The organism is Mesorhizobium terrae (assembly GCF_008727715.1).
Taxonomy (GTDB): domain Bacteria; phylum Pseudomonadota; class Alphaproteobacteria; order Rhizobiales; family Rhizobiaceae; genus Mesorhizobium; species Mesorhizobium terrae.
The window spans coordinates 2,051,847-2,074,077 of sequence record NZ_CP044218.1 but is presented as its reverse complement, the minus strand read 5'-3'; the positions used below and the strand labels follow the sequence as shown (position 1 = coordinate 2,074,077).

Annotated in this window: 19 protein-coding genes; 7 read left to right on the top strand and 12 right to left on the bottom strand. The window is 64.4% G+C overall.

What is annotated here, in order from left to right; translation table 11 throughout:
- Positions 1 to 20: 20 nt before the first annotated feature.
- On the bottom strand, positions 21 to 617 hold the full coding sequence (locus FZF13_RS11290; protein ID WP_024923055.1) for a LysE family translocator: 597 nt from the start codon (positions 615 to 617) through the stop codon (positions 21 to 23).
- Between the two features lie 98 nt (positions 618 to 715).
- On the opposite strand from FZF13_RS11290, the gene FZF13_RS11285 reads away from it, so the two are divergent.
- Positions 716 to 1,585, top strand: coding sequence for a LysR family transcriptional regulator (locus FZF13_RS11285; protein WP_024923056.1), 870 nt, complete (start codon positions 716 to 718; stop codon positions 1,583 to 1,585).
- Positions 1,586 to 1,665: 80 nt separating this feature from the next.
- On the opposite strand, the gene FZF13_RS11280 is transcribed toward FZF13_RS11285, so the two are convergent.
- Positions 1,666 to 6,462 (bottom strand): NAD-glutamate dehydrogenase, encoded by a 4,797-nt coding sequence (locus FZF13_RS11280; RefSeq protein WP_024923057.1) that lies wholly within the window; start codon positions 6,460 to 6,462, stop codon positions 1,666 to 1,668.
- Positions 6,463 to 6,602: 140 nt separating this feature from the next.
- On the opposite strand from FZF13_RS11280, the gene FZF13_RS11275 reads away from it, so the two are divergent.
- Positions 6,603 to 7,166 carry a peroxidase-related enzyme gene (locus FZF13_RS11275; RefSeq protein ID WP_024923058.1) on the top strand — a complete coding sequence of 188 codons (564 nt, stop codon included), beginning with the start codon at positions 6,603 to 6,605 and terminating at the stop codon, positions 7,164 to 7,166.
- A 139-nt stretch (positions 7,167 to 7,305) separates the two neighbouring features.
- On the opposite strand, the gene FZF13_RS11270 is transcribed toward FZF13_RS11275, so the two are convergent.
- Positions 7,306 to 7,920: a LysE family translocator gene (locus FZF13_RS11270; protein WP_024923059.1), complete on the bottom strand. Its 615-nt coding sequence runs from the start codon at positions 7,918 to 7,920 to the stop codon at positions 7,306 to 7,308.
- Positions 7,921 to 8,489: 569 nt separating this feature from the next.
- Here FZF13_RS11270 and FZF13_RS11265 point away from each other — a divergent pair.
- A complete protein-coding gene (locus FZF13_RS11265; protein ID WP_024923060.1) occupies positions 8,490 to 9,107 on the top strand; it encodes a DUF1062 domain-containing protein in 618 nt (205 codons plus the stop codon).
- A 61-nt stretch (positions 9,108 to 9,168) separates the two neighbouring features.
- Here the strand turns inward: FZF13_RS11265 and typA are convergent, their stop codons facing one another.
- Positions 9,169 to 10,992 carry a translational GTPase TypA gene (typA, locus tag FZF13_RS11260; RefSeq protein WP_024923061.1) on the bottom strand — a complete coding sequence of 608 codons (1,824 nt, stop codon included), beginning with the start codon at positions 10,990 to 10,992 and terminating at the stop codon, positions 9,169 to 9,171.
- A gap of 211 nt (positions 10,993 to 11,203) precedes the next feature.
- Here typA and FZF13_RS11255 point away from each other — a divergent pair, with 211 nt between their 5' ends.
- Positions 11,204 to 11,479 (top strand): hypothetical protein, encoded by a 276-nt coding sequence (locus tag FZF13_RS11255; RefSeq protein WP_024923062.1) that lies wholly within the window; start codon positions 11,204 to 11,206, stop codon positions 11,477 to 11,479.
- A 9-nt stretch (positions 11,480 to 11,488) separates the two neighbouring features.
- Here the strand turns inward: FZF13_RS11255 and FZF13_RS11250 are convergent, their stop codons facing one another.
- Positions 11,489 to 13,066 carry an alkaline phosphatase D family protein gene (locus FZF13_RS11250; RefSeq protein WP_024923063.1) on the bottom strand — a complete coding sequence of 526 codons (1,578 nt, stop codon included), beginning with the start codon at positions 13,064 to 13,066 and terminating at the stop codon, positions 11,489 to 11,491.
- Between the two features lie 109 nt (positions 13,067 to 13,175).
- On the bottom strand, positions 13,176 to 14,459 hold the full coding sequence (locus FZF13_RS11245) for an MFS transporter (RefSeq protein ID WP_024923064.1): 1,284 nt from the start codon (positions 14,457 to 14,459) through the stop codon (positions 13,176 to 13,178).
- A gap of 71 nt (positions 14,460 to 14,530) precedes the next feature.
- On the opposite strand from FZF13_RS11245, the gene FZF13_RS11240 reads away from it, so the two are divergent.
- Positions 14,531 to 15,145, top strand: coding sequence for a TetR/AcrR family transcriptional regulator (locus FZF13_RS11240; protein WP_024923065.1), 615 nt, complete (start codon positions 14,531 to 14,533; stop codon positions 15,143 to 15,145).
- Positions 15,146 to 15,179: 34 nt separating this feature from the next.
- On the opposite strand, the gene FZF13_RS11235 is transcribed toward FZF13_RS11240, so the two are convergent.
- The 6 genes from FZF13_RS11235 to FZF13_RS11210 all read right to left on the bottom strand — a co-directional run bounded on the left by FZF13_RS11235 (position 15,180) and on the right by FZF13_RS11210 (position 20,518).
- Entirely contained in the window at positions 15,180 to 17,234 is a 2,055-nt protein-coding gene (locus tag FZF13_RS11235; protein ID WP_024923066.1) for a M3 family metallopeptidase, read from the bottom strand.
- 116 nt (positions 17,235 to 17,350) lie between these two features.
- Positions 17,351 to 17,767 (bottom strand): nuclear transport factor 2 family protein, encoded by a 417-nt coding sequence (locus tag FZF13_RS11230; protein ID WP_024923067.1) that lies wholly within the window; start codon positions 17,765 to 17,767, stop codon positions 17,351 to 17,353.
- A 59-nt stretch (positions 17,768 to 17,826) separates the two neighbouring features.
- Positions 17,827 to 18,471 carry a carbonic anhydrase gene (locus FZF13_RS11225; RefSeq protein ID WP_024923068.1) on the bottom strand — a complete coding sequence of 215 codons (645 nt, stop codon included), beginning with the start codon at positions 18,469 to 18,471 and terminating at the stop codon, positions 17,827 to 17,829.
- 151 nt (positions 18,472 to 18,622) lie between these two features.
- Positions 18,623 to 19,336, bottom strand: coding sequence for a DUF429 domain-containing protein (locus FZF13_RS11220; RefSeq protein WP_051504829.1), 714 nt, complete (start codon positions 19,334 to 19,336; stop codon positions 18,623 to 18,625).
- Between the two features lie 59 nt (positions 19,337 to 19,395).
- Positions 19,396 to 20,280: a pyridoxal kinase PdxY gene (pdxY, locus tag FZF13_RS11215; protein WP_024923070.1), complete on the bottom strand. Its 885-nt coding sequence runs from the start codon at positions 20,278 to 20,280 to the stop codon at positions 19,396 to 19,398.
- A 7-nt stretch (positions 20,281 to 20,287) separates the two neighbouring features.
- The gene (locus FZF13_RS11210) at positions 20,288 to 20,518 is read right to left on the bottom strand and encodes a hypothetical protein (protein ID WP_024923071.1); all 231 of its coding nucleotides are present in this window, start codon (positions 20,516 to 20,518) and stop codon (positions 20,288 to 20,290) included.
- Positions 20,519 to 20,689: 171 nt separating this feature from the next.
- Here FZF13_RS11210 and FZF13_RS11205 point away from each other — a divergent pair, with 171 nt between their 5' ends.
- A complete protein-coding gene (locus tag FZF13_RS11205; protein WP_024923072.1) occupies positions 20,690 to 21,322 on the top strand; it encodes a LemA family protein in 633 nt (210 codons plus the stop codon).
- Positions 21,323 to 21,364: 42 nt separating this feature from the next.
- On the top strand, positions 21,365 to 22,231 hold the full coding sequence (locus FZF13_RS11200) for a TPM domain-containing protein (protein ID WP_024923073.1): 867 nt from the start codon (positions 21,365 to 21,367) through the stop codon (positions 22,229 to 22,231).

Sequence of the window (22,231 nt, the reverse complement as noted above, 5' to 3'; positions counted from 1 at the left end):
CGGTTGCGCATGGTCCGGACTCAAAGCCACATCGGCAGGATCGACAGCGCAAGCAGAACGCCCAGCGCCATGTTGACGACACGCCATTGGCGCTCGGTCCTCAGCACCCGGGCCATCAGCAAACCGGCCGCGCACCACACCGACAGTGAAAGCGCCGCCGCCAGACCAAAGGCCAGTGCCAGCAGCACGCCGAGCGCGGCTGGGCTGCTCGCCAGCGCCGCAAAGGAGGCGGCGGCGCCCAGCGTCATCGCCCAGGCTTTCGGATTGCACCACAACAGCCAGGCGCCACCCAGAAGGCTGGTCGGTTTTGCTAGGTCTTTGTCGAGGCGCGGCGCACCCGAAGTCGCCACTTTGCCAGCAAGCCACAAAAGATAGGCCGAGCCGATCGCCTTCATGGCCAGTTGCAGCGACGGCATTGCTTCCAGAACACCGGCAAGTCCGGCAGCGGCGGCCGCCGCCATGCTGGCCAGCCCGGCGGCGATGCCCACCATCAGCGGCATCGAACGGCGGAAACCGAAATGGGCGCCGGACGCCGTCGCCAGCGTCGTAGCGCCGCCCGGCGACCCGGTCGAAATCAGGGCGAAGACGGCGAGCGGCAGAATGGTCTCGGGCGACATGCGGTTTGTCCGTTGAAACGGCACCATTGCTACCGTGCCGCCTGCCATTAGAAAATCGCATGTTGATTATAATTGGCATTAGCAATCATAATGCTGCGATGACCCGTAACCTCGACATCGCCCTGCTCAGAACCTTCCTCGCCGTTGCCGACCGCGCCTCGATGACCGCCGCCGGCAATGCCCTGCATCTGACGCAGAGCGCGGTCAGCCAGCAGGTCGCCCGTCTGGAACAGGCCTTCGGCAAGCCGCTGTTTTTCCGCGACCGGCGCGGGCTGCGCCTCACCCCGGCGGGAGAGCGCCTGTTGGGCAAGGCACGGCGCCTGCTCAGCCTCAACGACGAGATATGGGCGGATATGACGACGCGCCGCGTCGAGGGCCCGGTGCGGCTCGGCGTGCCGTTCGACCTCGCCGGCGCCTTCATCGCGCCCATCCTGAAATCCTATGCGCAGGCCTTTCCGCAGGTCGAGATATCGCTGGTCTGCGCCTCTTCGCCCGATCTCGCTCGCGCGCTCGCCAATGGCGAGATCGACCTTGCCCTCGTCGAGGAGCCGGTCGGCGCTTCCACGGGCGAATGCCTTGTTGTCGAGCGGCTGGTCTGGGTCGGCGCCAAGGGCGGCCAGGCGTATCTGAAGACGCCGCTGCCGGTATCGATGGTCGCGGAAACCTGCGCCTTCCGGCCGGCCGTGCTGGCCGCGCTGCGCGACCAGGGCCGGGAATGGCGCACCGTGTTCGAGAACGGCAGCATCGATGCCACCACGGCCACCGTAACCACCGATCTGGCGGTGACCACCTGGCTCGCCTTCACCGTGCCGCAGCATCTCGACATCCTGCCGGTCGAGGCCGGCCTGCCGCCGCTGCCTTCCTTCGCCATCAATTTGCGCATGCCCGAGCGCGACGCCGCCCCGGCAACGGCAGAGCTTGCTCGCCACATCCGCGAAGGGCTCGCCCGCACCCGGCTGGCGGCGTAGGCGCAACCGCTAGCCCGGAATGAAGATTGCGTGCGGCGGTGACATTCAGCTCACCGCCGCCACAGAATCGACGTTGCTACCTACGCCCCGATCAGGTCGCTCATCAGCCCGGACGCCACCGACAGCCTGGACACCGTGATCTCGCCGCCCTCGGTCAGCGCCTGCAGCCGCTCGCGCACGCGGCTGATGCGTTCGCCGCCGGCTTCCAGCCAGGTCGCGACGGGATCGGCCGCCGTGCCATGCTGGGTCAGCGCCGTCACCGCGATGCCGCGCCTGGCCGCGCCGATCGTGTCGGTGGCCCGCGAAAGCGCCAGCTGGTCGTAATAGTCCGGCGGTGTCACCGAACGCGCCGCTTCCTCAATGCGCGGAATGCGGAACGCCTCGCTGACGGCGAAGAACGCCTTGGCGGCCGCGACGATGTCGGCATTGGCCAGCCGCGCGGTGAGCGCGATGTCGGGGATCAGTTCGGCGACATCGGCCAGCGCCAACCGATCCGCCAGACGGTCCGGCGTGCCAACCTTGAACAGCCCGTGCCGCTTCTCCTCCAGCCGCTCGCGCGAGAAATCCGACAGCAGCGAGGCAAGCTTCGGCTCCAGTGCCTTGCGCGCTTCCTGCAGTTCGGCGATGCGCTGACCAAGCGGCGCCGACCCGGTATCGTTCTTCAGATACCAGCCGGCGGTCACGTAAATAAGCCGGCTTACGACCTGGTAGAGATCGATCTGCACCTGGCCGTCGATCTTGTTGTCCAGCGCGTCGATCTCGCGATAGAGCGCCGACAATCCGAAGCCGGCGCGGATCACCGCGAAGGTGCGCACCACGTCGGCGGCGCTGCGGCCGGTTGCCTCCATCAGCCGGTTGGTGAAGGAAGGCCCGCCGCGATTGACCAGATCGTTTGCGACGACGCGGGCGATGATTTCGCGGCGCAGCCTGTGGCCATGGATTTCGGCCGCGAACTTCCTGGCCATGCGGTCCGGGAAATATCCCATCAGATCGGCGTCGAACTGCTGATCGTCCGGCACGTCGGAAGCAACGATATCGGAGAACAGCACGATCTTGGCATAGGCGAGCAGCACGCCGAGCTCGGCCCTGGTCAGCGGTTCGCCGCGCGCCTCGCGGTCGGCCAGCGCGGCCGGCGAAGGCAGCGTCTCGACCGCGCGGTCGAGCAGGCCGCGCGCCTCGAGCGCCGCCATGAAGCGGCCTTGATGGGCGATGTCAGCCAGGCCGCGCTTGCGGGCCAGCGAAAGCGCCAGCGTCTGCTCGTAATTGTTGGCCAGCACCAGCCCGCTGACCTCGTCGGTCATCTCGGCCAAGAGCTTGTTGCGCGCCGGCCGCGCCAGCGAACCCTTGCGCATGGCCGAGGCCAGCGCGATCTTGATGTTGACCTCGACGTCCGAGCAATTGACGCCGCCGGAATTGTCGATGGCGTCGGAATTGTTGCGGCCGCCGGCGAGACCAAACTCGATGCGGGCGCGCTGGGTGACGCCGAGATTGGCGCCCTCGCCGATCACCTTGGCGCGCACGTCGATCGCGTTGACGCGGATCGGATCGTTGGCGCGGTCGCCCGCGTCCTGGTTGGTCTCGCTCGACGCCTTCACATAGGTGCCGATGCCGCCGAACCACAGAAGATCGACCGGCGCCTTGAGGATGGCGGTCATGATCTCGGCCGGCGTCGCGGTCGTCTTGGCGAGCCCGATCGCGGCGGCGGCGTCCGCCGGCAGCGTGATCGATTTCTGGTTGCGCGAGACGACGATGCCGCCCGCCGACAGCTTCGACTTGTCATAATCCTGCCAACTCGAGCGCGGCAGGTCGAACATGCGCTTGCGCTCAGCGAAGGAGGCGGCCATGTCCGGTTCCGGATCGATGAAGATGTCGCGATGATCGAAGGCGGCGATCAGCTTGGTCTGCTCCGACAAAAGCATGCCGTTGCCGAACACGTCGCCCGACATGTCGCCGACGCCCACCACGGTGAAAGGCGAGGTCTGGATGTCGCGGTTGATCTCGCGGAAATGCCGCTTCACCGCTTCCCAGGCGCCCTTGGCGGTGATGCCCATCTTCTTGTGGTCATAACCGGCCGAGCCGCCGGAAGCGAAGGCATCGTCCAGCCAGAAGCCATGCTTTTCCGAAATCGCGTTGGCGGTGTCGGAGAAGGTCGCCGTGCCCTTGTCGGCGGCGACGACGAAATAAGGATCGTCCTTGTCGTGCCGGATCACGTCGACCGGCGGGATGACACTGTCGACGCCGATATTGTCGGTGATCGACAGCAGGCTGGAGACGAAGTTGATATAGGCCTGCCGGCCCGCCTCGAACCACAGGTCGCGCTGGCTGGCCGGCGGCAGGCGCTTCGGGAAGAAGCCGCCCTTGGCGCCCACCGGCACGATGACGGCGTTCTTCACCTGCTGCGCCTTGACCAGGCCGAGCACCTCGGTGCGATAGTCCTGCGCCCGGTCCGACCAGCGCAGGCCGCCGCGCGCCACCGGGCCGAAGCGCAGGTGCACGCCTTCCACCTCGGAACCGTAGACGAAGATTTCGCGCCATGGCCGCGGCTCCGGCAGACCTTCGACGGCGCGCGACTCGAGCTTGATCGCCAGCGACTGGCCGCGCTCCTTCTTAGCCGGGACGAAGTGGTTGGTCCGCAGCGAGGATTCGATCAGGTTGAGATAGCGGCGGATGATGGTGTCGTCGTCGATGTTGGGAACGTCTTCCAGCGCATCCTTGATCTTGGCCTTGAGGTGTTTCGCCGTCGTTACGCCCTCGCCGGTAGCGGCCGGCCCCAGCCGGGCGACGAACAGCGCATGCAGGCCGCGCGCGATGTCGGGATAGCGGTTGAGCGCGGCCGCGATGAAATCCTGGCTCTGCGGAATGCCCGCCTGCTGCAGGTAGCGGCCATAGGCGCGCAGCACCAGAACCTCGTGCGACCACAGGCCGGCGGTCTGGGCGAGCCCGTTATAGCCGTCATTGTCGATGTCGCCGCGCCACACCGCCAGGAACGCGTCCTCGAACAGGCCGCCGCCATCGGCAAGATCGATCGGCCGGCCATAGGCATTTTCCAGTTCCATGTCGTGGATGAAGACGCGGTCGCCATTCTCGCCCACCTCGAAGGTGCGTTCGCTGATGACGCGGAAGCCGATGTTCTCCAGAACCGGCACGCGCCTGGACAGCGCCACCGGGCTGCCGTGATGATAGATCTTCAGCGAAGCCTGTTCCGGCGCCTGGCCGGCGTCGCGGTAATAGTCGATGGCGATCGGGTTTTCGGCGTTGATCCTGGCGATGCGCGCCGCGTCCACCAGCGCCACGGCGGGCGAGAACGAATCGCGATAGCTTTCCGGGAAGCGCGCGGCGATCGCCTTCAATGCCGGATCGTTGCCGCCGGCCTCGGCGGCTTCGGCCAGCGCATCTTCCCAGGTCCGCACGATGTCGCGGATCGCCGCCTCGACCGTCTCCTGCTCGACCTTCGGCGTCTTGCCGCCGGACCGGCCGATGATGAAATGGACACGCGCCAGCCCGCCTTCAGGGAAAGCCGGATAGTAAGCCGACAAACGACCGTCGAAAACCGTCTTCAGATAGGCGCCCACCTTCTCGCGTACAACGCTGTCGTAACGATCGCGTGGCACGAAAACGAGGATGGAGACGAAGCGGTCGAATTGATCGGCGCGCACCAGCGCACGCACGCGCGGCCGCTCGATCAGGCCGAGGATCGCCTCGGCATGCTTGCGCAGGATCGGCACCGGCACCTGGAACAGCTCGTCGCGCGGATAACTCTCCAGCACATTGATCAGGGCCTTGCCGGAATGGTCGTCCGGATTGAGGCCGGATTTGGCGATCACCGTTTCCGCCTTGGAGCGCAGATAGGGGATCTTCATCACCGAGCGCGTATAGGCGGTGGAAGTGAACAGGCCCACGATGCGCAGTTCGCCCGCCAGCTTGCCGTTCTTGTCGTAGGTCTTGACCCCGACATAGTCGAGATAGATGCGCCGGTGCACCACCGACTTGGCGTTGGCCTTGGTGACGATCAGCGGCTCCGGCCCGTGCAGGAAGGCACGGATTTCCGGCGTCGTCGTCACCGCTTCGGTGCCGCGCCGCAGCACCAGCACGTCGGGATCGGCAAGGATGCCCAGCCCCGGCTTGTCGGCGCGCTCCAGCGTGCCGCTCTTCTCGCCGCCGGAATAGGTGAACTCGCGCATACCGAGGAAGGTGAAATTGTCGTCGCGCAGCCATTCGAGGAAGGCGATGCCTTCGGCCACGTGTTTCTTGTCGAGCGGCACCGGCGCATAGCGGAATTCCGAGATCGCCTGGTCGAGCCTGGCCAGCATCGGTTTCCAGTCGGTAACGGCGGCGCGCACTTGCGCCAGCATCTTCGTCAACCGCGCGCCAAGTGCCGCGGCGGTCTCTTCGCCGAGCCGACCAATATGGACATGCACGACGCTGACCTTGTCGAGCCCGGCGTCTTCCTTGACCAGGCTGCCGTCGCCGACGATCTCGGCGACGCCGGTCTTGGAATGCCTGACCGCGATGACCGGATGGGTGACCAGCGTCGGCTCGCCGGCCGTCTCGGTGATCTCGCCAAGGATCGAATCGAACAGGAACGGCATGTTGTCGTTGACGACGGTGATGACCGTCACCGGCCGGCCCTGCCGCGACACGCCGGAAGCCGCATCGACGGCAACGATGCTCTCGCCCTTCTTGTGGCGGGCAACCGCTTTTTCTGCGAGTTCGGCGGCTCGGGCGAGGTCGGCCGCCTCATAGGCGGCAACGTCTTCGGAGGGCGCTCTTGCCAGGAGAAAATCCGCGAGCCGTCCCGGCTTTTGACCTTCCTTCGTCGCACCTCCCTTCGCCATTGTCGATTTTTTCGGCTTGGACGCGGACTTCAGGCTGGCCATGATGCGATTTTCCTCCGCCATAGGCTGCATTGCTACTATCGTAGCAGATGAACGCCTTTTGGCGACAAAGGTTTGACGGCTGCCTAAGAAAAATGCCGTCTGCACAATAAATTTGCAGCTCGCATCCGGGAGAGAATGCCATGGCCGAAAAGATCACCGCGCTGGATTTGCCGCAAGCCGAACTCAGCGAAGCCACGCAGGCCTATTTCGCCAAATGCGAGGAAAAACTCGGCCTCGTGCCCAATGTGCTGAAGGCCTACGCCTTCGACGAGAAGAAGCTGCGCGCCTTCACCGACACCTATAACGATCTGATGCTGGGCGATTCCGGCCTCACCAAGCTCGAACGCGAGATGATCGCGGTCGTCGTCTCATCGATCAACCACTGCTATTATTGCCTGACCGCGCATGGCGCGGCGGTGCGGCAATTGTCGGGCGATCCGGCCTTCGGCGAGATGATGGTGATGAATTTCCGCGCCGCCGATCTGTCGGACAAGCAGCGCGCCATGCTGGAATTCGCGGTCAAGCTGACCGAGCAGCCGGCAAAGATCGTCGAGGCCGACCGCGAAACATTGCGCAAGGCCGGCTTCTCGAACCGCGACATCTGGGACATCGCCTCGACCGCCGCCTTCTTCAACATGTCGAACCGCGTCGCCGCTGCCATCGATATGCGCCCGAACGACGAATATCACGCGATGGCGCGGTAGCGCTCTTCACCCCGTGAACAGGAAAAGATGCCGGCGGGCAGATGAGGGGCGGAGCTAACTTTCGAAAGGCAGGCGCAGCCCCTCATCCGACCCTTCGGGCCACCTTCTCCCCGTGAACGGGGAGAAGGTAGAAAGAAATTCAGCTGCGCGCCGCGATCGCCGCCGCCGCCCCGGCCATGGTGCCGGCCGAGATACGGTTGGCGATCTTCATGGCGCGCTGGCTTTTCAGGAGCCTACGTGCCTGCGCGGCCGCCAGCACCCAGGCGAGATCGATGGCGATCAGCACCACCGCCATGGTTGCGGTCAGCTCCATCCAGCCGACGACGCTCACCGAGGCGAGATCGATGATAGTCGGCAGGAGCGCCAGGTAGAACATCATGATCTTGGGGTTGCCGAGCGTCACCGCCATGCCGGCCATGAAGAGTTTCGCCGGCGAATCATCCTTCGGCAGCGAACCGCCGGTGGTGTCGACCGGCGCCGTCCACATCTTCCAGGCAAGATAGGCGAGATAGGCGACACCAAGCCATTTCACCGCAACGAAGGCGAGGTGGAAGGTCTGCGCCACCATGGCCAGGCCGAAGACGGCGAAGGAAAGCCAGATCGCCTCGCCGATCCACATGGCGGCCAGGAACGGGAACACATCGCGAAAGCCCTTCGAGATCACCCTTGCCACCAATGCCGCGATCGACGGCCCCGGCGAACCGGCCGCAACCAGCAAAGCACCGGCGAAGATGAGAAGCGAGGTAAAGGTCATGACGGGCTCCAAACCGACCATTGTCGTCTGGAGAATAGGCGGATCGACACCGGACGCAAGCAAACGACGTTCCGCTGTCGATTGAAAACCGGCCTGGCGGGTCCGGCCGCCAGAATCCCGCACCGCGACGGCGTGTCGGCGTTCCGGCATGGTTTCCCGACTTCCCCCCAAAAAAGGGGGCGTTCTTTGACAATGAGCCAGATTGCGAAAGCAGGCGTGGCAACGAATAGATTTGGCTACACGACAGCTGGCGGCGTCAAACGTGCGCTTGATCTCGCCCATGCCACCCGCTAGGAACGCGCATCTTCATCAGCCTCAGGCTACCGACTTTGCCATCGTAATCACCGGTCTCGTCAGCTCTCCCTGAACTCGCATGGCAGCGCGCGAGCGTTGCCGTTTTTGATTGCGTTCGTTCCTGTGGCGGTTCGAGACCGGTTTGGCCAGCGCCCCGGCGCCAGAGCCGCAGGCACGTCGCCTGATCTCCACACGAACGCCATTCCGCGCCTCCGCTCGAGGCACCTCGCTCATCGTCGCTCGGACGGACTTCCCAACGGGAAGGACCAACCGGCATGTCGTTCACGCTCCGCGTTCGATGGACCCTTATTGCAGATCGTTTCCCCGAGCCCTGGCGCGCCTGCGCACGCTGTGGTGCCCAGCGGCCGTTCCGTTGCAGCGGCAAATTCCGGCTGAATGCCAATGGCAGGCGCCTCGACGCCTGGCTCGTCTACAAATGCTCGGCCTGCGACGACACCTGGAACCACACGTTGTTCGAGCGCCGCAACGCGCACGACATCGACGTCGATCTGCTTTCGGCACTGGAAAGCAACGATCCCAAGCTGGCGCGGCGTTGTGCATTCGATGTCATCGCCCTGCGCCGCAACACGTCGCGGGTCGAGGAGTTCGCGAACGTCGCCGTCCGCAAGGAGCGCCTTGACGGATCGGGGCATGCGCCGACGCGGCTGGAGATTGTGCTGGCCGCCCCCGATCCCGTCTCCCTGCGGCTGGATCGCCTGTTGGCGACGGAACTCGGCCTGTCGCGCAGCCGCATGGCCGCCTTGGCCGACCGGGCAAGGATCAGGACGACCGGCAAGCTCAACCGGGCGGTGCGCGACGGGTTGCTTGTCGAGATCGAGTTGGATGGAGACAGCGCGGCGGAGGCGATCCTGCGCAATGCGCTACCGGAATGATGACGTCGATCCGGCGGTGAAAATGAAAAGGGCGGGGAAATCCCCGCCCTTTCTGAAAGCATCAGGCCGCGCTGACCTTCGACTTCTCGAAGCGCTTGCGCTCGTTCGGGTCGAGATAGAGCTTGCGCAGGCGAATGGTCTTCGGCGTCACCTCGACCAGCTCGTCGTCCTGGATCCAGGCCAGCGCGCGCTCCAGCGTCATGCGGATCGGCGGCGTCAGCTTGACCGCTTCATCCTTGCCGGCGGCGCGGATGTTGGTCAGCTTCTTGCCCTTCAGCACATTGACCTCGAGGTCGTTGTCTCTGGAGTGGATGCCGATGATCATGCCCTGATAGACCTTGACGCCGGCGTCGATGACCATCGGGCCGCGGTCTTCCAGGTTCCACATCGCATAGGCCACGGCTTCGCCCTGCTCGTTGGAGATCAGAACGCCGTTGGTGCGGCCGGGCAGTTCGCCCTTGTAGGGCTGGTAGGAGTGGAACAGACGGTTCATCACCGCAGTGCCGCGCGTGTCGGTCAGAAGTTCGGACTGGTAGCCGATCAGGCCGCGCGTCGGCGCATGGAACACCAGGCGCTGGCGGTTGCCGCCCGAAGGACGCAGTTCGACCATTTCGGCCTTACGCTCCGACATCTTCTGCACAACGACGCCGGCATGCTCCTCATCGACGTCGATGACGACCTCTTCGACCGGCTCCAGCAACTCGCCGTTCTCGTCCTTCTGCATAACGACGCGCGGACGCGACACGGCAAGCTCGAAACCTTCGCGGCGCATCGTCTCGATCAGCACGGCAAGCTGCAATTCGCCGCGGCCCGACACGTAGAACGAATCCTTGTCGGCCGATTCCTCGATCTTGAGCGCGACGTTGCCTTCCGCTTCCTTCATCAGGCGGTCGCGGATGACGCGGCTGGTGACCTTGTCGCCCTCGGTGCCGGCCAGCGGCGAATCGTTGACGATGAAGGACATGGTGACGGTCGGCGGATCGATCGGCTGGGCGTGCAGCGGCTCGGTCACGGCCGGGTCGCAGAAAGTGTCGGCGACGGTGCCCTTCGACAGGCCGGCGATGGCGACGATGTCGCCTGCCTGCGCTTCTTCGATCGGCTGGCGCTCGAGGCCCCGGAAGGCCAGGATCTTGGAGACGCGGCCGTTTTCCAGAAGCGAGCCGTCATGGTGCAGCACCTTGACTGCCTGATTCGGCTTCAGCGTGCCGGAGTGGATGCGGCCGGTGATGATGCGGCCGAGGAACGGGTTGGCCTCGAGGATGGTGCCGATCATGCGGAACGGGCCGGGGTGAACCGTCGGCGCCGGCACATGCTTGAGCACGAGGTCGAACAGCGGCGCCAGGCCCTGGTCCTTCGGGCCTTCCGGGTTCTCGGAGACCCAGCCATCGCGGCCCGAACCGTAGAGGATCGGGAAATCGAGCTGTTCGTCGGTGGCGTCGAGCGCCGCGAACAGGTCGAACACCTCGTTGATGACTTCCTGGTGGCGGCCATCCGGGCGGTCGATCTTGTTGATGACGACGATCGGCTTCAACCCGACCTTGAGCGCCTTGCCGACGACGAACTTGGTCTGCGGCATCGGGCCTTCGGCGGCGTCGACCAGAACGATGGCCGAATCCACCATCGACAGGATGCGCTCGACCTCACCGCCGAAGTCGGCGTGGCCGGGAGTGTCGACGATGTTGATGCGGGTGTCCTTCCAGTCGACCGAAGTCGCCTTGGCCAGGATGGTGATGCCGCGTTCCTTTTCGAGATCGTTCGAATCCATCGCGCGTTCGGCGACGCGCTGGTTCTCGCGGAACGAGCCGGATTGCTTGAGAAGCTGGTCGACCAGCGTGGTCTTGCCATGGTCGACGTGCGCGATGATCGCGATATTGCGGATGTTCATGCTGGGTCTCGGAGGTTGCACAGGCAGCATGCCCGGATAATCAAATCGAGACGCCGCCTTTTTCGGTTGCGCGGCTCATACAGGTTTTTTCGCATTTGCGAAAGGGGCGGCGTGCGGGCAATTCGTTGGTCACCTTTTGTTAAGTGGCGCGGGCGTAGAATTTCATTAACCAAAGGCGGAACCTTTTCCGCAGTCGAGCATTCGGGCGTCCATGATACGTGCACTCAACCGCTTCGGCATGATCTTCGCATCGGCAACGACGGTAGCGCTTCTGGCGCTGGGCGTCGCTTGGTCGGCCGCCACGCCGGCCGACAAGCCGATCGCGGCGGTTGTCACCCAGGCTGAGCGGATGTTCCCCGATGCGCCGGATGGCGTCGACCCGGTCGTCACCGGGCCGGTCAGCGCGGCTTTCAAGCAGCGCCAGGCCGATGTGGGTTGCGACAAGGCAGCCTGGCCGAACGTGCCCGCCGCCTGTTTCGAACATTAAACCCCGCGACTACACCGCGCGCACTGGATCGAGCGTCGTCTTGTAGAGCTCGTTGTCGTCGCGATCCATCAGCCTGACGGTGAGCTGCTCCGTGCCGCCGTCGATATCGACCAGTCCGAAGAATTGCAGGCCGGCCGAGGGCGGCAGGTTCTGGCCCTGCTCGACACTTGGCGCCTTCACGAACTTCACTTCGGGGCCGAAGGTCATGTCGAGATCGTTGGGACCGAATGTGCCGGAATGGATCGGCCCCGAGACGAATTCCCAGAACGGATTGAAATCCTGGAATTGCGCCTTGTCGGGGTTGTAGAGATGGGCGGCCGTGTAGTGCACGTCGGCCGTCAACCAGACCGTGTTGGTGATGCCAGCATTCTTGATGAAGCGCAAAAGGTCGGCAAATTCCAGCTCGCGGCCCTTGGCCGAACCGTTGTCGCCATTGGCGACCGCCTCCGAGCCCTTCTTGTTGGCCGCGTCGTCCCACACCACCAGACCGATCGGCATGTCGGCGGCGATCACTTTCCAGGTCGCCTTCGAATTGGCCAGCTCGCGCTTCAGCCACCTTGTCTGCTGCTCGCCCAGCATGCGCGCCAGCGGGGTGAGTTCCGTCTCCATATTGGGACCGTTGGCGCCACGATAGGAGCGCATGTCGAGGAAAAACACGTCGAGCAGCGGGCCATAGGCGATCTTGCGGTAGACGCGGCCGGGCTCGGCTGGGGTGAAGCGGATCGGCGTCATCTCGTGGAAGGCGCGCCCGGCGCGGGCGGAAAGCACGGAGACGGACTTTTCCTTGTAGCGGTCATCGGCGGTCAGGTTCTTGGAGCTCGACCAGTTGTTGACCACCTCATGGTCATCCCATTGGAAAAAGGTGGGCAGCGCGGCGTTCATCGCCAACAGGTTCTTGTCGAGCAGGTTGTACTTCCACTGCGCGCGGTATTCTTCCAGTGTTTCGGCCACCTTGCGCTTTTCGTCAACGAGAACGACGTTCTTCCACTTGGTACCGTCCTTGAGGCCGACCTCGTCCTTCATAACGCCGTCGGCATAGATGGTGTCGCCCGAATGCAGGAAGAAGTCGGGCATGTGCTTGGCAATCGTGGCATAGGTCTTCATGCCGACCTCATCGATGCCCCAGCCCTGGCCGGCGGTATCGCCGGACCAGGCGAAGCGCACCGAGCGGCGCGACATCGGCGCGGTGCGGAAGCGGCCGACCACCGGCTCGGAGACGGCGTTGACGTCGTTCAGATCGGCAATCGTCATGCGGTAGAAGATGTCCTGATCGGAGGCGAGATCGGTGAGCAGGCGCTTCACCGCATAATCGCTGTCGGGCAGTGCGGTGAGCGGCGCCAGCCTTTCCGCGTTGGCGAAGCTCTCCGTCGTCGCCACTTCGAACATCACGCGTGAGGGCCGGTCGGCGCGGGTCCAGACCATGCCCGAGGCGGAATCGACATCGCCGGACTGGACGCCATGCGTGACGACGGGCCGCGTATTCGCCCGCGAATAATAGGGCATCGCCAAACCGGAGAAGCCGACCAGACCCGCTGCCCCCGTCGAGGCGAGGAAGACACGACGGCTGATTTGGACGGGCGAGTTCATGGCTGTCTCCTTGGCTGTGAACGCAAGCCAAGGTCGGCGGCCAATGTTTCAGCAGCATTTCGGAGACGTGAAACTTTCTTGACGGCCCACAGCCAGCGGGCCGCCTCGATCAGGCCGGTTGTTCTTCCGGCTGGGATATCGGGCGATTGGTGTTGATCAGCAGCGACAGGCAGGCGGCGATGATGCCGGTCATGCCGGCGATGACGAAGGCGAGCTCGTAGCTGCCCTGAAATTCGCGCATCGCTCCGCCGAAGAAAGCGGCCGTCGCGGCACCGACCTGATGGCCGGCGACGATCCAGCCGAACACCAGCGGCCCCTTGCCATCGCCAAAGGCCTCGTTCGAGAGACGCAGCGTCGGCGGCACGGTGGCGATCCAGTCCAGCCCATAGAAGATGGCGAAGATGATCAGGGCCGTTGCCGAGAAGCCCGAATAGGGCAGGTAGATCAGCGACAGGCCGCGAATGGCGTAATAGACGCCGAGCAGCTTGCGCGGGTCGAAACGGTCGGTCAGCCAACCCGACAATGTCGTGCCGATCAGGTCGAAGATGCCCATCATCGACAAAAGGCCGGCGGCCTGGATCTCGTTGATGCCCATGTCGGCGCAAAATGCGATCAGATGCGTGCCGACCAGGCCGTTGGTGGTGAAGCCGCAGATGAAGAAGGTGGCGAACAGATACCAGAACACACGCGTTCTGGCTGCCTCACGCAGCGTTCCCAGTGTATGGGAGATGAAGTTGCCGGCAGCGGCGGGTGGCGTCGGCGGCACATCGTCGGGCTCGGCGCCGAAGCGCACCTGGCCGATCGTCGACGGCCGTTCCGGCACCAGCAGCCAGACCAGCGGCACGAGTGCCGCGGTGGCAATGGCAATGACAAGCGCCACCGGCTTCCAGCCGCCGGATTGCGCAAGCCAAGCCAGGAAAGGCAGGAACACCAAAAGGCCGGTGGCGCTGGAGGCCGACATCAGGCCCATGACCAGGCCGCGATTGGTCTTGAACCAGCGGTTGACGATGGTGGCACCAAGCACCGTGGCAACGGCACCGGACCCGACACCGGAAAAGACGCCCCAGGTGGCGATGAGTTGCCACGACTGCGTCATGAACAGGGAAAGTCCGGTCGAGGCGGACATCACCACCAGCGAGGCGATCACCGTCTTGCGCAGGCCGATGCGCTCCATCAAGGCGGCGGCGAAGGGACCGGTAAGCCCGTAGAGGAAGATGCCGATGGCGGCGGCCAGCGACACCACGTCGCGGCGCCAGCCGAAGTCCTTTTCGAGCGGCAGCATCATCACCGAAGGCGCGGAACGCAGGCCTGCCGCGATCAGCAAGGACAGGAAGATGACGGCAACGACAACGAAGGCGTAGCGCTGGCCAAACGGGCGGGACTGAGCTATCATGTTACTGACCGGTACGTTGCAATTGGTTTCTGTGTACGTACCGGTCGGTAACATGTCAATCGGAATGCATCATGCCTGCTGACAAAAATTTTGATCCAAGCGTTTCACAGGAGACCGTTGCGCTGCCGCCGGCGGCCGAGAAGATCCTCGACGTGGCGCGCGACCTGTTCTATCGCGAGGGTATCCGGGCGATCGGCGTCGACGAGATCGTGAAGAAGGCGGGCGTCACCAAGCCGAGCCTCTACCGCTCCTTTTCATCCAAGGATGAATTGGCTGCATCTTATCTCAGGAAGTACGATCTTGAATTCTGGAAACGGTTCGACGAGGCCGTCGCCGCCCATCCCGGCGACCCGCGCGCACAGATCATCGCCTTTCTGACACGTGTCGGCAAACGGTCGCAGAAGCTTGGTTATCGCGGTTGCGGCATGACCAACGCCGCCGTCGAATATCCGGAGCCCGGCCACCCGGCGCGCGTGGTCAGCGAGGAAAACAAGCGCGAACTGCGCCGCCGCTTGCGCGAAATGGCCCAAGGCATGGGCGCGGCCGACCCCGATATGCTGGGCGACGGCCTGCTGCTCCTGATCGAGGGCGCCTATATCTCCAGCCAGATCTTCGGTCCCGGCGGGCCTTCGCAGTCGGTGGCCAAACACGCAGACTGGCTGATCGGCGCCAGCCTGAAGGGCTAGCACCTTGTTCTCTCCGCGGGAGATGGCAGCGGAATTACACCAGGCCGCGCTTGGCCATCATCGCATCTGCCGTCGGCATCTTGCCGCGAAAAGCGGTGTAGAGCTCTTCCGGATCTTTTGAGCCGCCAGCCGCATAGATGTTCTCGCGCAGTTTCTTCGCCAGCGCCGGGTTGAACGGATCGCCGGTTTCCTCGAAAGCTGAAAAGGCGTCAGCGTCCAGCACCTCGGACCACATGTAGGAATAGTAGCCGGCGGAATAACCATCGCCGGCGAAGACATGGCTGAAATGCGGGGTGCGATGGCGCATGGCGATCGTCTCCGGCATGGTGAGCTTCTCCAGCGTTTCCGCCTCGAAACGCAGCGGCTCGGCCGGCGCCTCGGAGCGCGCGTGATAGGCCATGTCGATCAGCGCCGAGGCGGTGAATTCCACCGTGGCGAAGCCCGCGCCGAAAGTGCGCGCCGCGAGCATCTTGTCCAGGAGTTCCTTGGGCATCGGCTTGCCGGTTTTCACGTGCAGTGCGTGTTTTTCCAGAACGGCCGGAACCGTCAGCCAATGCTCGTAGAGCTGCGACGGCAGTTCGACGAAATCGCGGCTGACCGAGGTGCCCGCCACCGACGGCCAGGTGACATTGGTCAGCATGCCGTGCAGCGCGTGGCCGAATTCATGGAAAAGCGTCTTCGCCTCGTCCACTGAAAGCAGCGCCGCCTCGCCGGCCGGCGGCTTGGCGAAATTCATGATGTTATAGATGATCGGCGTGGAACCCTTGCCCAGGCTGTAGCCCGACTGCAGCGCGCTCATCCAGGCGCCGGAACGCTTGGAAGGCCGCGCGAAATAATCCGCCAGGAACAGCGCCCGCTCGGATCCATCGGCATTCTTCACCACGAAGACGCGCGCGTCGGGATGCCAGCCGGCGATGCCCTTCTTCTCTTCAAAAGTGATACCGAACAGTCTGGTCGCCACGTCGAAACAAGCGGCAATGATGCGCTCGAGCTGCAGATAGGGTTTCAGCTCGGCCTCGTCGAAGGCAAATTTTTCGGCACGCAGCTTCTCCTGATAGAAGCGCCAGTCCCATGCTGCGAGCTGTTCGTTGCTGCCGGCGGCCGTCGCCAGCCGCTGCAGCTCCTTCTGGTCGGCCGCTGCCTTCTCCAGTGCCTTCTCCCAGACCGGGTCGAGCAGATCGTGCACGGCCTTCGGCGTCTTGGCCATGGTTTCGTCGAGCTTCAGCGCCGCATAGGACGCATAGCCGAGCAGCCTGGCTTTTTCGGTACGCAGCCTCAGCGTGTCGCGCACGACGGCGGTGTTGTCGCTGGCGCCGCCATTCTGGCCGCGCTGGGTGAACGCGCGCCAGGCCGCCTCGCGCAGGTCGCGACGCTCGGAGAAGGTGGTGAAGGGTTCGTAGATCGACCGCGACAGCGTCACCGCATAGCGGCCCTTCTGGCCGCGCGTCTCGGCGGCTTCCGCCATCGCGCTTTTCAGGAATTCCGGAACGCCGGTCAGATCGGCTTCGTCAAGGAACAGCGCCCAATCGCGTTCGTCGGCCAGCACGTTCTGCCCAAAGCTGGTGCCGAGCGAGGAAAGCTCCTCATTGATAGCGGCGAGCCGCTTCTTGCCGGCAGCATCGAGCTTGGCGCCGGACCGCACGAACCCCTTCCAAGTCTTCTCCAGCACGCGCAGCGTCTCGGCATCGAGCTTGAGGGTGGCGCGCCGCTGATAAAGATCGTCAATCCGCGCGAACAGCTTCTCGTTCATCGAGATGGCCGAGAAATGCCGCGACATCTTCGGCGCGACCGCGCGTTCCAGGGCCTGGATCGCGTCGTTTGTATGCGCGCCTGCCCGGCACCAGAAGATCGACGAGACGCGATCAAGTGCTTCGCCGCCGAGCTCCAGCGCCTGCAGCGTGTTTTCGATAGTTGCCGGCGCCGGATTGGCGGCGATCGCCTCGATCTCCGCTTCATGCGCCTTCAGCGCCGCATCGAAAACGGCATCGAAATCTCCGTCGCGAATCCTGGCGAAATCGGGAAGACCGAGCGGCCCGTTCCAGGAAGTCAGCGGATGCAGGGCGAGGTCGAGGCTTGGGACTGCGGTCATGGAGAGGCTTTCGCTGGATTGCGGAGGCGGGTGTTGTCTTCCGATGTAGGCCGCCGGTGCCGCCCATGCAACGGCAGGCCGCAACTGCACCGCATCGCAGGCAGGCGACGCCCCTCTCAATAACCGCTGCAACTTTCCGCGATGGTTTCCTGCGACGACGCGGTGATGCGGCTGCCGGACAAGGCGAAACTTTCGCGTGTCAGAAGATCGTTGCCGGGAAAATCGTAGCAGACGATGACCGTCACCAAACCGGTCTCGGCTTTTTCGATGCGGTGGCGAATGGTGGCACCAGCCACCGCGCCGCGCCATTCGTCCATCGAAGCGATGAATTCGGGCTTCGTCTGCTCGACGCCGATATCGTGCAGGCGGATGCGCGCGTCGTCGGAGAGCAGTTCGGCAAGGCTGGTACGATCGGCGGTAAGCAGCGCCGAATACCAGCGGTCGATAAGCGCCGCCTCGTCGGCACGCGCCGAGACGAGCATCAGGCCCAAAAGCGTCGCAGTGGAGAATTCCCGCCAGCCAACGACAGACATCGCGCGGCCCTCCCACATGCAACCTAGGCCTGCAAGGCAAGGATGGGAAGTGCGATTGGTCAGCCGATATCGGGCTTCTCGAAGTCGCCGGTCTCCTTGTTCATCACCCACAACTCGCCCGTGGAGATGTCGAACCAGGCGCCATGCAGCGCAATTCGGCCCTTGCCTTCGAGAATGCTGACACAAGGAAAAGTGCGCAGATTGGCGATCGAGTAGCGGATCGAGATACGCTCCAATGCCGTCTGGCGCTCGGTGGTCGTCATCATGGTCGAGGCCGATACCGCCTCGGCCGCGGGTGCGATCAGGCTCATCCATTTGCCAATGAAATCACCCGGCGACAGCGGCGCCGACGTGGTGTCCAGCGCCGAGCGGATGCCGCCGCAGCGCCCGTGGCCCATCACGACGATGTTCTTCACCTTGAGGCTCTGCACGGCGAATTCCAGCGCGGCGGACGTCGAATGATATTCGCCGTCTGGCGCATAGGGCGGCACGAGATTGGCGACGTTGCGCAGGACGAACAGCTCGCCGGGGCCGGCGTTGAAGATCACTTCCGGCGCCGCGCGCGAATCGCAGCAGGCCACGATCATCGTTTCCGGCGCCTGCCCTTCGCGCGCCAGCGATTTGTAATGACCGCTTTCGGCGACGTAGCGACCATTGATGAAGCTGCGATAACCGGCGAGGAGATGTTCTGGGAGATGCGGCATCTGGCGGCGGGGACCTTTCCAGGCTGAACGGCAGCGGCTCTGTTCCACTGTGCAACGCACTAACGGCAAAACCACGCCACGATCAATGCGAAATCGTTCATGGCTGAATGGCGCGAGCCATGCGCGCGCATGGCTCGCCGTGCCGCATCGCTCAGACGCGGATCGCCACCGGAATGCCCTTGCCGTCGACCAGCGGCGGATTGGGATAGCAGGCCGCCTCGCCCCGCGCGATTCGCCCGGCAATCGCCAACATCGCGGCGGCATCAAGGAAATCGTCGGCGGCAGCGCCCTTCGGCGGCGGCTGATCGAGGAAGGCTCGATCATAACCGTGACGGGCAAGCAGCGTGCGGCGCTCGTCCATGCCGGCTGCGTTGACTGCGCCTTTTATCTTCTTCGGCAGCGCCATCGCCTTTCCGCCATTGAGGCGCCAGAACGCCACTTCGGGATGCGATTCGAACACCCGGCCGCGCAGTTGCGGCCGGGACGCCAGCAGCGTGTCGATTTCGCGGATCTTGGCGAAGATGCCAAAGGCCTGGATTGAAACGCCGCGTGGCGGATCGGACGTTGCCATTGCCACCGCGCTGGCCCGCCGATGCGCCTCGTGCCAGGCCTCCACCGTGGTGAAAGCGGCGGTATCGGCATAGACCGCTGCCCGCGATGGAATGGAAAAGACGCTGGACTGCCGCTCTCCGAGCAGAGGCCGCACCAGCATTTCCGGCCCGCGACCGCCCTTTCCGGAGACATCCGGCAGGCCGATCGGCATGTCGACCGCGACGATCGCATCGGCGGGCAAGGCCGCGAGCAGATCGACGAAACTGGTGTGGACGCTGACGGCTGGCGCCCCGGCTGGCGTGCGTCGCACCATGATCCAGCCGGCCTTGCAGCCATCGACCCCGGCCAGCGTCAGCGTGGCCGTGCCGCCTGTCACGCGCGGCGATCCCGCCCCGGATGGGTCAGGTGGCGCATCTGCACCATGGCCATCGGATGCGACAGGCTCTGCGCATCGGTTTCGAGTTGCAATTCGTCGCCACCACGCTTGGCGGTGCGCGCCAGGATCTCGTAGACAGCGGCGGTGGTCGACTGCAACGCCTTGGCCGGCGGCTGGCCGGCGAGCGTGCGCGCCAGATAGATGGCGCCGGTCAAATCGCCGAGGCCATTGGGCGGCCGGTCGATCAGCCGATGCTCGGCCAGCAGTACCTGACTGGCGTCGAGCAGCAGATTGCCGGTGCTGCCGGCCATCATCGCCGGCGCCGACGTCACCAGCATGGTCGCCGGTCCCGCGTGCAGTGCCGCGGCCACGGTCGATTTGAGGTCGGGCAGTTCGGCGCCGGCCATCCAAGCCAGCTCAAAGCGATTGGGCGTGGCGATGTCGGCCAGCGGCATCAGCCGGTCGCGCAAGGCTGCAGCCGTGGCCTCCGGCACATAGAGCCCGCCGGAATCGCCCATCACCGGGTCGCAGACATAAAGCGCCGACGGGTTCCTGGCCTTGACCGCACCGACCAGCTCGGCCACGGCATCGGCCTGGCTCGCCTCGCCCAGATAGCCCGACAGCACCGCGCCGACCTCGCCGAGCCATGGCGCGCGCGCCAGATCGGCCATCAGTGCCGCGAACTGTTCCGCAGGCGGAACGATCCTTGTGGCGCGGCCATGACCGGGATGCCAGGGCAGGATCACCGTAGGCACGGCCCAAACCGGAAAGCCAAGAGTTTCCAGCGCAAAGACGGCGGCGCGATTGCCCACCGAGCCGCGCGCGACATGGCTGGACACGACGATGACGGCGCGGGGCGCCTCGGCCTGATTGGTGTTCATGCTGATCCTATATGTGGCGGGCCAGGTAATAGACGACGGCGATCATCATGGCGACAGCCAGGATGAGCCCAAGCGTGCGGCCGATGCGTGTGCCCCAATATTCGATCGGGTCATCGACATCGGGGCGCTCACCGGAGTGCCGATCGGAAGGCAGGCCGCCCGGCTCCGTCTCGCGCGCGATGCGGTCGAGGATGCGGCGCGATTCATGCTCGCTGTCCCTGTCGGCAGTCCCTGCCATGTCGATCCCTCGTTTGAGACGATTCTAGACCGATCCGTGCGCCGGTTACAGGGCCTCCTTCACGGCTGGGCTAAGCCAACGGACTTCAGTGGCGCCACATCGACCAAGAGGCGTTTTCTTGGCCGATCTTTATGGTATTGCTTGACTATTCGAGCCAATGAGGGACCGCTCATGCACGCCCAGCGCCTGTCCACCCTTCCCCGCAGCCTTCCCGCCTTCCTTTTGATGGCGGTTCTGCTGCCCTTCCTGTCCGCCTGTGGCTACAACACCATCCCGACGGCGGAAGAAAATGCCAAGGCCGCCTGGAGCGAGGTGCTGAACCAGTATCAGCGCCGCGCCGACCTGATCCCCAATCTGGTCGAGACGGTCAAGGGTTATGCCGCGCATGAGAAGGACACGCTCGACGCCGTCGTCGAGGCGCGCTCCAAGGCCACGCAAGTGACGGTGACGCCGGAAACGCTGAAGGACCCGGAAGCCTTCAAGAAATTCCAGGACAGCCAGTCGGGCCTGACCAGCGCGCTGTCGCGCCTGCTTGCCATCACCGAAAACTATCCCGACCTGAAGGCCAATCAGAACTTCATCGCCCTGCAGGCCCAGCTCGAAGGCACGGAAAACCGCATCGCCGTCGCCCGCCGCGACTACATCCAGGCGGTCAAGGACTACAATCTGACGCTGAAGACCTTCCCTTCGGTTCTGTGGGCCACCTTCTGGTTCCGCGGCAACGAGCCGTTCCAGAACTTCACCATCAGCGACGACAAGATGCAGACGCCGAAGGTGGACTTCGGCACCAAGCAGGGCGGCTAGGCGCCGCCCTCATCCAGGATCGGCCGCGCCGTGCCCTCGATCATGACCTCCAGCCGCCAGCCGGTGCCGTTCCGGACCCGGTATCGCGTCGCGTTGACCGCGGTTGTTGCCGCCATCCTGGGCTTGTTCCTCGCCTTCGGAGCTTTCGCCGATGACCTGCCGGCGCTGACGGGGCGCGTTGTCGACAATGCCGGCATGATCGATGCGGCGACGAAGGCAGCGCTGACCCAGAAACTGGCGGATTTCGAGAAGAAGGGCTCCGACCAGATCGTCGTCGTCACCGTCGACAGCCTCGGCGGCGAAGAAATCGAACCCTACGCCAACCGGCTTTTCAGGACCTGGAAACTCGGCCAGGCCAGCGACAACAATGGCGCACTGCTGCTCGTCGCCAAGAATGACCGCAAGATGCGCATCGAAGTCGGCTATGGGCTCGAAGGCACGCTGACCGACCTGCACACCAAGCTGATCATCGAGAACGACATGGTTCCGGCCTTCCGCGCCGGCGATTTCTCGGGCGGCATCTCGAAGGCTGTCGACGACATGATCATGGTTCTGGAGGGCAACCCGGAGGAACTGGAAGCGCGCGGCAAACGCCACCAGCAATCCACCCTCGACGGCATCGATCCCGATCAGATCATCTTCTTCCTATTCGTCACCATCTGGGTGGTACTGTTCTTCGGCGGCTTCGCCATGGCGATCCTGCCGCCGATCTTCGGCACCAAGATCGGCCCCGGCCGCTATCGCTGGCTGGGCATGACCTTCGACACCAACAGGTCGTCATCCGGCGGCGGTGGCGGCGGCGGTTGGTCCTCCGGTGGCGGTGGTGGTGGGGGCTGGTCGTCGGGTGGTGGCGGGTTTTCGGGCGGCGGCGGCTCATCCGGCGGCGGCGGTTCTTCGGGGAGCTGGTGA

What these genes read in the sequence shown, in the direction of transcription:
- FZF13_RS11255 (WP_024923062.1), top strand. Translation starts at nt 11,204, where the DNA reads ATGATACGTGCACTCAACCGCTTCGGCATGATCTTCGCATCGGCAACG.
- FZF13_RS11240 (WP_024923065.1), top strand. Translation starts at nt 14,531, where the DNA reads ATGCCTGCTGACAAAAATTTTGATCCAAGCGTTTCACAGGAGACCGTT.
- FZF13_RS11235 (WP_024923066.1), bottom strand. Translation starts at nt 17,234, where the DNA reads ATGACCGCAGTCCCAAGCCTCGACCTCGCCCTGCATCCGCTGACTTCC.
- FZF13_RS11265 (WP_024923060.1), top strand. Translation starts at nt 8,490, where the DNA reads ATGTCGTTCACGCTCCGCGTTCGATGGACCCTTATTGCAGATCGTTTC.
- FZF13_RS11205 (WP_024923072.1), top strand. Translation starts at nt 20,690, where the DNA reads ATGCACGCCCAGCGCCTGTCCACCCTTCCCCGCAGCCTTCCCGCCTTC.
- FZF13_RS11220 (WP_051504829.1), bottom strand. Translation starts at nt 19,336, where the DNA reads ATGGTGCGACGCACGCCAGCCGGGGCGCCAGCCGTCAGCGTCCACACC.
- typA (WP_024923061.1), bottom strand. Translation starts at nt 10,992, where the DNA reads ATGAACATCCGCAATATCGCGATCATCGCGCACGTCGACCATGGCAAG.
- FZF13_RS11230 (WP_024923067.1), bottom strand. Translation starts at nt 17,767, where the DNA reads ATGTCTGTCGTTGGCTGGCGGGAATTCTCCACTGCGACGCTTTTGGGC.
- pdxY (WP_024923070.1), bottom strand. Translation starts at nt 20,280, where the DNA reads ATGAACACCAATCAGGCCGAGGCGCCCCGCGCCGTCATCGTCGTGTCC.
- FZF13_RS11285 (WP_024923056.1), top strand. Translation starts at nt 716, where the DNA reads ATGACCCGTAACCTCGACATCGCCCTGCTCAGAACCTTCCTCGCCGTT.
- FZF13_RS11250 (WP_024923063.1), bottom strand. Translation starts at nt 13,066, where the DNA reads ATGAACTCGCCCGTCCAAATCAGCCGTCGTGTCTTCCTCGCCTCGACG.
- FZF13_RS11275 (WP_024923058.1), top strand. Translation starts at nt 6,603, where the DNA reads ATGGCCGAAAAGATCACCGCGCTGGATTTGCCGCAAGCCGAACTCAGC.
- FZF13_RS11290 (WP_024923055.1), bottom strand. Translation starts at nt 617, where the DNA reads ATGTCGCCCGAGACCATTCTGCCGCTCGCCGTCTTCGCCCTGATTTCG.
- FZF13_RS11225 (WP_024923068.1), bottom strand. Translation starts at nt 18,471, where the DNA reads ATGCCGCATCTCCCAGAACATCTCCTCGCCGGTTATCGCAGCTTCATC.
- FZF13_RS11270 (WP_024923059.1), bottom strand. Translation starts at nt 7,920, where the DNA reads ATGACCTTTACCTCGCTTCTCATCTTCGCCGGTGCTTTGCTGGTTGCG.
- FZF13_RS11280 (WP_024923057.1), bottom strand. Translation starts at nt 6,462, where the DNA reads ATGGCCAGCCTGAAGTCCGCGTCCAAGCCGAAAAAATCGACAATGGCG.
- FZF13_RS11210 (WP_024923071.1), bottom strand. Translation starts at nt 20,518, where the DNA reads ATGGCAGGGACTGCCGACAGGGACAGCGAGCATGAATCGCGCCGCATC.
- FZF13_RS11200 (WP_024923073.1), top strand. Translation starts at nt 21,365, where the DNA reads ATGACCTCCAGCCGCCAGCCGGTGCCGTTCCGGACCCGGTATCGCGTC.
- FZF13_RS11245 (WP_024923064.1), bottom strand. Translation starts at nt 14,459, where the DNA reads ATGATAGCTCAGTCCCGCCCGTTTGGCCAGCGCTACGCCTTCGTTGTC.